Source organism: Pontibacter sp. HJ8 (assembly GCF_054824225.1).
This window is the reverse complement of the sequence record NZ_JSYF01000055.1, coordinates 1-9,890: the sequence shown is the minus strand read 5'-3', so window position 1 is coordinate 9,890 and position 9,890 is coordinate 1. Positions and strand designations below refer to the sequence as shown.

The 9,890-nt window shown below is 51.1% G+C and carries 6 protein-coding genes; 5 read left to right on the top strand and 1 reads right to left on the bottom strand.

Annotated elements, in window-relative coordinates; translation table 11 throughout:
• Nucleotides 1-96: 96 nt before the first annotated feature.
• The 3 genes from topA (at nt 97) to OB13_RS03220 (ending at nt 6,569) form a co-directional block, all read left to right on the top strand.
• The gene (gene topA / locus OB13_RS03230) at nt 97-2,529 is read left to right on the top strand and encodes a type I DNA topoisomerase (RefSeq protein WP_461488710.1); all 2,433 of its coding nucleotides are present in this window, start codon (nt 97-99) and stop codon (nt 2,527-2,529) included.
• A 132-nt stretch (nt 2,530-2,661) separates the two neighbouring features.
• Nucleotides 2,662-3,360 carry an SIR2 family NAD-dependent protein deacylase gene (locus OB13_RS03225; protein ID WP_461488709.1) on the top strand — a complete coding sequence of 233 codons (699 nt, stop codon included), beginning with the start codon at nt 2,662-2,664 and terminating at the stop codon, nt 3,358-3,360.
• 407 nt (nt 3,361-3,767) lie between these two features.
• A complete protein-coding gene (locus tag OB13_RS03220; protein WP_461488708.1) occupies nt 3,768-6,569 on the top strand; it encodes an outer membrane beta-barrel protein in 2,802 nt (933 codons plus the stop codon).
• A gap of 140 nt (nt 6,570-6,709) precedes the next feature.
• On the opposite strand, the gene OB13_RS03215 is transcribed toward OB13_RS03220, so the two are convergent.
• Complete coding sequence (locus OB13_RS03215) at nt 6,710-7,780, bottom strand: o-succinylbenzoate synthase (RefSeq protein ID WP_461488707.1); 1,071 nt, start codon at nt 7,778-7,780, stop codon at nt 6,710-6,712.
• A 211-nt stretch (nt 7,781-7,991) separates the two neighbouring features.
• Here OB13_RS03215 and egtB point away from each other — a divergent pair, with 211 nt between their 5' ends.
• Complete coding sequence (egtB, locus tag OB13_RS03210; RefSeq protein ID WP_461488706.1) at nt 7,992-9,257, top strand: ergothioneine biosynthesis protein EgtB; 1,266 nt, start codon at nt 7,992-7,994, stop codon at nt 9,255-9,257.
• A 4-nt stretch (nt 9,258-9,261) separates the two neighbouring features.
• Nucleotides 9,262-9,890, top strand: a 629-nt coding sequence (locus OB13_RS03205; RefSeq protein WP_461488705.1) for an L-histidine N(alpha)-methyltransferase, incomplete at its 3' end; no start/stop codon positions are given.

Here is a 9,890-nt window from a genome sequence, read left to right as displayed (position 1 = left end):
CTGTTAAACCTATGTTATCAGATTCAGGTTGTATTTGTTTGAAAAAAAATTTGAACTTTGGGCAAAATTGAATTGAACTGCCTCTAAAAATATAGAATGATTAAAAACTTAGTTATTGTCGAGTCGCCTGCCAAGGCCAAAACGATTGAAGGGTATTTAGGGAAAGATTTTGTGGTGAAGTCAAGTTTCGGCCACGTGCGGGACTTACCCAAAGATAACAACGCCATAGACATAAAGAACAAGTTTAAACCGACTTATGTCATTTCCAGCGATAAAAGAGAGGTAGTATCACAACTGAAAAAGCTGGCCAAAGAGGCAGAGGTCGTATGGCTGGCATCGGACGATGACCGCGAAGGGGAAGCCATTTCGTGGCACCTGACCGAGGCCCTTAACCTCACCGAAGCCAAAACACGCCGCATCGTATTCCGGGAAATCACGAAGAATGCCATTATCAATGCAATCAGTTCCCCGCGTGGTATCGACATGGATCTAGTAAATGCCCAACAGGCGCGCCGGGTACTGGACCGCCTGGTAGGTTTTGAGCTGTCGCCGGTGCTCTGGAAGAAAATCAAAACCGGACTTTCAGCCGGACGGGTGCAGTCGGTGGCGGTACGCTTGGTGGTCGAGCGCGAACGGGAAGTAGAACGCTTCAAAGCAACGGCTACTTTCCGTATCACAGCCCATTTTGAGGTACAGGGCAAAACCCTGGAGGCAGAACTCCCGACAAAATTCAAAACGGAAGAAGAGGCGCAGGCTTTTCTGCAGCGTTGCTTCGGGGCAAGCTATACCATAGGCAACCTCGAGACCAAACCGCTTAAACGCAGCCCTGCTCCTCCCTTTACGACTTCTACCCTGCAACAGGAGGCCAGCCGCAAACTCTCCTTCTCAGTGGCGCAGACCATGACGGTGGCACAGCGCCTCTACGAAGCAGGTAAGATATCCTATATGCGTACGGATTCCCTCAACCTGTCCGATGAAGCCATACAGGGAGCATCTGCTGCCATAACCAATTCATTTGGAGAGCGCTTTGTTAAGACGCGTCGTTTCAAGACCAAGTCCGCTTCGGCACAGGAAGCTCACGAAGCCATACGCCCGACTGACTTTTCGAATATGACAGGCAGCTCCGACCGAAATGAGCAGCGCCTGTATGAGCTGATCTGGAAACGTGCCATTGCTTCGCAGATGGCGGATGCCGAAATCGAAAAAACAACCGCCACCATCGATATCTCGACACAGCCTGATAAGCTGGTAGCGACCGGTGAGGTGATCAAATTTGAAGGTTTCCTGAAAGTATACATCGAGTCAAAAGACGATGAGGATAGCCAGGACGAGGATGTGAAAGGTATGCTGCCGCCGCTTAGCATTGGCCAGTTGCTGAATCTGCGCCAGATGCAGGCCACGCAACGCTACTCCCGCCCTGCCCCGCGCTATACGGAAGCCAGCCTGGTGAAGAAACTGGAAGAAATGGGTATAGGACGTCCTTCTACCTATGCGCCTACCATCTCCACTGTACAGAAACGCGGCTATGTCGAAAAAGACAGCCGCGAAGGAAAGGAGCGTAGATACCAGGTACTCACGCTTCAGAAAGATCAGATCACAACCCAGACCAAGTCAGAGATAACGGGAGCAGAGAAAAACAAACTTTTCCCTACCGATATGGCCATGGTGGTGAACGACTTCCTTGTGGAGCATTTTCCGAATGTGATCGATTATTCCTTTACCGCCCGTGTGGAAGCAGAGTTTGACGAGATCGCACAAGGCCAGCAGCAATGGGAACATATGCTGGAGAAGTTCTATGAGAAATTCCATGAGCGCATTGAGTCCAGCGAGAATATCAACCGGGCTGATGTTTCGGGAGCCCGCGAAATAGGTATAGACCCGGTATCAGGCCAAAAGATCATAGCGAAACTGGGACGATTCGGTCCTTATGTGCAGCTAGGAGAAGAAAACCCAGAAACCGGTGACAAGCCTGTTTACGCCAGTCTGCGCAAAGGCCAGTTCCTGGAAAGCCTGGCGCTGGAAGAAGCACTGGAGCTGTTCAAACTGCCCCGTATCGTGGGCGTGTATGAAGAGAAGGAAATGAAAGCTGCCATCGGGCGATTCGGACCTTATATCAGCCATAACAGCAAATTCTACTCCCTGCCCAAAACGATGGATCCGCATACGATCACGGCAGAGGAAGCGGTCGCGCTTATCGAAGCCAAACGAAAAGCGGATGCCGAAAAACTCATCAAGGACTTCCCGGAAAACCCGGATGTGCAGGTGCTCAACGGCAGGTATGGCCCCTACATTGTGGCAGGCAAAAAGAATGTAAAGATCCCGAAAGGAAAAGAACCTTCTGAGCTTACCCTGCAGGAGTGCCTGGACCTGGCGGAACAAACTCCGGAGAAAAAAGGCCGGGGCGGGTTCAAGAAAAAGGCTGAAACTGCGACGGCTGAAAAGAAACCGGCCACTAAAAAGGCAGCTGCCAAGAAACCGGCTACGAAGAAGCCCGCTGCCAAAAAGGCTGCAGCACCTAAGAAAAAGTAATCAGACAGAAAAGCCGCTTTTATTAAGAGCGGCTTTTTTGCTTCTGCCAGGTATAGCAAACCAGGTATAGCCTGAACCCATTTTCATTTCTTCAGTAAAACGAAAGTTGAAAGCAGCTTAAAGACTAGCTACATGGTAAAGAAAAGACTGGTTGTACTGACAGGAGCAGGTATAAGTGCCGAGAGCGGCATTGCTACTTTCCGGGATTCCAATGGGCTGTGGGAAGGGCACGATGTGATGGAAGTGGCATCGCCCCAGGGCTGGCATAAGAATCCGGAACTGGTGCTGAACTTTTATAACGAGCGCCGTAAGAATGCTCTCAGTGTCAAACCAAATGCCGGTCATGAACTACTGGCTGATCTGGAAAAGGACTTTGATGTGCGTATCATTACCCAGAATGTAGATGATCTGCACGAGCGGGCCGGTTCTACCAACGTCATCCACCTGCATGGCAAGCTCTTTGAGAGCCGGAGCACCCTGGACCCCTCCCTAGTCTATAAGATGGAAGGCTGGGAACTGAAGCTGGGGGACAAATGTGCGCGGGGCTCCCAGCTCCGGCCCAACATCGTCTGGTTTGGGGAAGCCGTACCTATGATGGAGCAAGCCATGACAGAAACCCTGCAGGCCGACATTTTCCTGGTGGCCGGCACCTCGCTGGTCGTATACCCGGCAGCAGGGCTTGTGGATCTGGTCGCAGCTGAATCGCCTCTCTTTGTGGTTGACCCGAATCTCCCCTATGTAAGGCCAAGACCGAACATGCACCTCTACGAGGAAAAAGCAACCACAGGCATGGTCAAAGTGGCCGCTCTGCTGCGCGAAAAGTATCTTTAATTGGTTCTTTCCTTTCAGGGGTTCATACCCGGCAGCGCCCCACTTGCTGCCTTTTCCTTGTATAATCTCCCTGGCTTTTAACGTGCATTTCACATCCGGCACAAGCTGCCGTAAGAGCTCCATCCTCTTCCCGCTTTCCGCCATGTTCAGGCTATTGAAAAGCAAACAATTACAAAACCTGCCCTTCTCATTTCCTGCTCTCCGGCCTGCCCGGAGGATGCAAGAAAATAAATTATAATCCCCATTAAACCTTCCCGGTCATCTCTATTCTAACGAGTTCTTTACGGATACTTACAGGATGGCTTTCTCTGCTTTAGCAAGTGCTAAAACCGTTACCGGAGCAGCCTGATCTATCCGAATAACGCGTTACCAGAAGTTCAAAAACTATTATCCAACTATACGTTCAAATGAGAAAATTATTCTCCCTCCTGATCATGCTGATCAGTATTTCACAGGTTTACGCACAAGCTGTTTCGGGTACCGTGCAGAGCGCATCCGACAAAAGCAATCTCCCGGGTGCCAGCGTTGTACTGAAGCGTGCTGCCAGTACCGGCATTCTGACCACGATGACAGATGGGGAAGGTGCTTTCCGTTTTGAGAAGGTTCAGCCGGGTAGCTATACCCTGGAGGTACGGTTCCTGGGTTTTGATATGTTCTCCAGAGCTGTGCAGGTGCTGCAGGGCCCGGTAAACCTGGGTGTATTGGGGCTTCAGGAACAGAACAACCGCTTAAGTGAAGTACAGGTAGTCGGTCGCGCCCCGCTGGGCGAGCAGAAGGGAGATACCACACAACTGAATGCCAAGGCATTTAAGACAGCACCCGACGCGAGTGCGGAAGACCTGGTCACGAAAATGCCGGGCGTTACGGTACAGGATGGAAAGGTACAGGCACAGGGAGAAGATGTACGCCAGGTGATGATTGACGGCAAGCGCTATACCGGTGAGGATGTAACGTCTGCGATGCGTAATCTGTCTTCGGACATGATCGAAAATGTGCAGATCTTTGATGCCCAGAGCGACCAGGCTGCTTTCAGTGGTTTCGATGACGGCAACCGCATCAAAACAATCAATTTCGTAACCCGAAAAGATCGTCGCCAGGGTTATACGGGCAAAATTTCGGCCGGCTATGGCACTGATGACCGGTATATGGCAGGCGCCAGCGTGAACTACTTCAACAATAACCGAAGAATCACGGTGACCGGCCTCACAAACAACATCAACATGTTCGACTTCTCCGTAGGCGAAACGCCGGGTGGCGGCATGCGTGGTCGCAGAGGCGGCTGGGGTGGCGGCTCCCCGACCGGTATCATCAATACCAATACATTTGGTCTGAACTACAACGACATGTTGGGAAAGAAGATCGAAATAGGCGCCAACTACAACTACAGCAACCGTGACATTGTCAACAACCAATACCGGTACCGTGATTTTGTGACAAATAATGACGGCCTTCGCTATACCGAGAACAGCATCAACAATGACCAGGAAGAAAGCCACCGCCTGAACCTACGCTTACAGTACAACATAAACCAAAACAACCGGCTCCTGGTAACGCCAAATATTTCGTTGCAGAAGAATTACTCGCTCACAGACCGCAGCGCCACTACATTTGATGCGAACGGTACTTTGTCAAATTCTCTGAACCGGAACACGTCTGACAACACCAGCCTGAACTTCAACAACAACATTCTGTACTCCCACCGCTTTGGAGATTCCGGACGCATACTGACCACTAACTTTAATACCAGTGTCAGCAACACGGATGGCGACGGCTATCAGCAGGAAGAAACGCAGAACGTAGAAAATCCGGATAGGAATGTTGCCAGAAACCAGTTTGTGAAGCTTGACAGAAAGAACTTCAACTGGTCCGGTAATGCCAACTACTCGCAGCGACTGGCCGAGAACTCCCGCATACAGCTGGAGTACACCATCGGGAACCAGATGCGTGACTCTGACAAAAGAACCTATGACTTTGTTAGATCTGGTGAGGAAGGTACCGCAGGTGCATACTCCGACATCAACACCCCGCTGAGCAATACATTCAAAAGCGATTACCTATCACAGAGTGTAGGGCCGAGCTACCAGTACAGAAAAGACAAAGTAAGGCTGCAGATCAATGCCAAATATCAGTTTGCAACGCTTGACAGCGACAGTGAATACCCGACTAACTACAACCTGAAGCGCAATTTTTCGAACATCCTGCCTTCTGCCGAGTATGAATACAAGTTTTCTAATTCCAGTAACCTGAACGTAAACTTCCGCTCCAGCACCAATGTGCCTTCTGTAGAGCAATTGCAGGGTGTACTGGACATCTCCAACCCGCTGCAGGCCAGAATCGGAAACCCGAACCTGGACCAGGATTACCAAAACCGGGTGAACATTCGCTACCGCAATTTCAACACGGAAACCAATAAAGTATTCTTCGTGGGCATGTTCGGCACAATGACTCAGGATTATATTGCCAACAGCGTGTATACCAGTTCGATTCCGGCAGGTATGGCAGACAGTTACGAGCTGCAGCCGGGTGCAAGGCTGAGCCGCCCGGTCAACATGGACGGCTACTGGAACGTGCGCTCCTTCTTCAATTACGGTCAGCCCCTCAACTTCATCAGTTCCAACTTTAACCTGAACGGCTCGGTAGGCTATTCCAGAATACCCGGTATGATCGATGAAGAAATCAACTATGCTAACAATACCAACCTGGGAGCAGGATTCAACATCAGCAGCAACATCAGCGAGAAGATAGATTTTACGGTCTCCACCTTCTCCAGCTACAACATTGTATCGAACTCTCTAAGTACTAACCAGAACAACAACTACTTTAACCAGAACACCAGCCTGCGCTATAACTGGACGCTTTGGAAAGACCTGGTATACCGTACCGAACTGAGCCACCAGTACAACTCCGGTTTATCAGCGGGTGTAGACAACAGCTACCTGCTCTGGAACATGAGCGTGGGTAAGAAAGTGTTCAAAAACAAGCAAGGCGAGATCAGCCTCAGCGTAAATGACCTTTTAAAACAAAATGCCAGCATACAGCGCAACGTGACAGAATCTTATGTGGAGGATGTACAGTCGACCGTATTGCAGCGTTTCTTTATGGTGACCTTCTCTTATAACCTCCGTAGTTTTGCCGGTGCACAGGCGCCGCAGGAAAACATGGAGCGCCGTCCGGGTGGTGGCCCCGGAGGGTACAGAGGCGGTAACTAGATTTGAACCTAAAGTCAGAAAACAGAAAGGCCTGCATCAAATGCAGGCCTTTCTGTTTTCTGACTCGGAGCTCCCAATTGTTTTTAAAACTATTTTTTCTCTCGTTGCTATACCTGTTCCAACCTCCAAAAGAAGCTGGGTTAAGGCAGCTGCTCCCATTCCGTTTTGCTATACCATAAATTTCCTGCCCGGATCTCAAGCGGTGATGCGACATTGTTGTGGTAGAGCTGCCCCGTACCCAGGCCTTGCGGCATGGTGACAGGATAATGGGCGGTGAACTGACTAATGGCATTTAACCCGATATTCGATTCGAGCGCAGAGGTCATCCACCAGCCGATCTGCCTTTCTTCCGCCATACGGATCCAGGCTGCACTGGCCGCTAAACCTCCGACCAGCGTTGGCTTCAGGATAATAAACTGCGGTTGGATGAAGTCCAATAATTCTGTTTGCTGTGCGGGTTGCTGCACGCCAATCAGTTCTTCGTCCAGAGCGATGGGTATAGGCGTATAGGCACACAACTGTTGCATCTGCTCCGTTTGCCCTTGTTTGATGGGTTGTTCAATGGAGTGCAAGTCATACCTGGCCAGGCGTTCCAGCTTCCGGAAAGCTTCGTCCGGGCTGAACGCGCCGTTGGCATCCACGCGTACCGTCAGCTCCTCCACTCCTGCCACCTCACGGATCTGTTTGAGTATGTCCAATTCCAGGGCAAAATCCAGGCTTCCGATCTTCAGCTTCAGACAGGTATAGCCTTCTGAGAGTTTCTTTCGGATTTGTTGCTGCATGAATTCCTTATCGCCCATCCAGATCAGGCCATTGATCGGAAGTCCTTGTTCTCCCCTGCTGAAGGCGTTGTCGTACAGGATTTTGTTGCCTCCTGCCTGCAGATCCAGCAGCGCGGTTTCAAGCGCAAAGCGCAGGGAAGGCCACTGCGTTAAACTTTCACCTAGGATAAATTCCTGCAGCAAAGCCGGTGTACTAGCAACCGATCGTACCACTTCAACTACCTCCTGCAGTTTCTGCTCCAGCTCCGGGCGGTGATCGATGCTCAGTCCGGGCAAGGGGGCACATTCTCCCACTCCTGTCACGCCTGGCCGGGCAGAATCCTGTAGCGAAAGATAATAGACCTGGTGCACGGAAATTGCACCCCGGGAAGTACGGGCATCAAACTTAAAACGGAGTGTGTGAGGCCTAACGGAGAGTTGCAGGGACATAACGGAGTGGCTGAATCAAGGCGGATAGATAAGACTTTCAGAAAACAAATTACGTACAATATCAGTTACTAGCACACATAAGCTGGTGAGACGCCGAATTAATTGTGGTTCCTCTAGCCTAGCCGTACACATCGTTTATCCCATACAAATCGCAACCAGCTTCACCCAGGATACGGACGATTTTACTTTAAAGCCTTAATTAACACTACATATGCCTACGCTTGCTGCCCCACCAACTCAGGAATTAATCAAGCGATTCGAACAGCTGAGGGCCCAGACCGAAGCCATCTGTGCTCCTCTTGAACCCGAAGATACTGTCGTGCAACCCATGGTGGATGTTAGCCCGCCCAAGTGGCACATGGCCCATACCACCTGGTTTTTTGAACAGTTTGTCCTGCAACCGCATCGCAAAGGGTATAAAGTTTTTCATCCCAGCTACGGTTTTTTGTTCAACTCTTACTACAACACGGTAGGCAACCGCGTACAGCGGGCCGAGCGGAGCACCCTCACGCGTCCGCCCCTCCGGGAGGTATACGCGTACCGCCGGTACGTAAACGAACAGATCAATGAACTGCTGGCGACAGCAGATGAGGACACGGTGGCAGCCTTCCTGCCGGTACTGGAATTGGGCTTACAGCACGAACAGCAGCACCAGGAACTTCTCATCACCGACATCAAGTATATCCTGAGCACAAACCCCTTATTACCTGCTTACCACCAAAGTAAAAAAGAAAGTGCTTCTGCTTCTCCGGGCGAAGCGACCTTTCTGGAGGTACCCGGAGGCGTATACACGATTGGCTACCGGGGCCATGACTTCTGTTTTGATAATGAGCTGGGGGTGCATGACGTGCTTCTGGCCGATTTCAGAGTGATGAACCGCCTCGTCACCAACGGGGAATACCTGGAATTTATAAAAGCGGGCGGTTACACAGATTTTAGGTACTGGCTGGATGAAGGGCTGGCGCTCGTGCGCACTGCCGGGTTAAAAGCGCCCTTGTATTGGGTGGAGCAGGACGGCGAATGGATGGTGTATACCCTGCACGGGCTGGAAAAACTGGACCTGAACAAACCGGTCAGCCATATCAGCTTTTATGAAGCGCAGGCTTATGCCAGCTGGTCGGGCAAGCGCCTGCTCACCGAGTTTGAATGGGAGGCAGCCGCTCAGGTATACCCGCCACAGCCAGGAAACTTCTTGGAGTCCGGTCAGCTTGAACCAAGCGTTGCAAAAGCCACTTCAGGTTTGCAGCAACTGTATGGCGATACCTGGGAATGGACCTACAGCGCTTACCACCCATACCCTGGTTTTTCGACTGCTCCCGGTGCACTGGGAGAATACAATGGCAAGTTTATGATCAACCAGATGGTGCTGCGTGGCGGCTCCTGTGCCACTTCGTTTAGCCACATACGCACCACGTACCGCAATTTTTTTCATCCCGACAAACGCTGGCAATACTCCGGAATCCGGCTGGCAGAATAATACTATGATCCTGAATACCCCCCTACCCGCTATGATAGACCTGAGCCGCAAAGCAGATGGTAGCCATGATACGAAAGCGTTTGCCCATGATGTGGCAGAAGGACTTTCGAGTGAGCCCAAAAAGCTGTCCTCCCGTTATTTTTATGATGCAGCAGGCAGCCGCTTGTTTCAGCAGATCATGCATCTGCCGGAATATTACCTGACAGACTGTGAGCTGGAACTGCTCTCCAGCCACAGACAGGCCATGACCGGCAAGTTTGCCGCGCCCGGTTTCTTCCACCTTATCGACCTGGGTGCCGGCGATGCCCTCAAAACCAAGATTTTGCTCCGCGAGCTCAGCAGGCAAGAGAAGCACTTTGACTATGTCCCGATCGATATATCCGGGGATGCCATGCAGCAACTCACAACCAGCCTGCAGCAGGAGCTACCCGATGTAGAGGTGCAGGCGGTAGTGGGCGAATACATGCAGGCCCTGGAATGGCTGCAGGCAAATAAGGGGGAAAGAAAAGTCGTGCTCTTTCTGGGTTCCAACATCGGCAATTTTGAACCGTCTGAAGGTATGGCTTTCCTGCAAAGCATAAGAAGTTATCTGAACGCCGGGGACCAGTTGCTGATGGGCGTAGACCTGCGCAA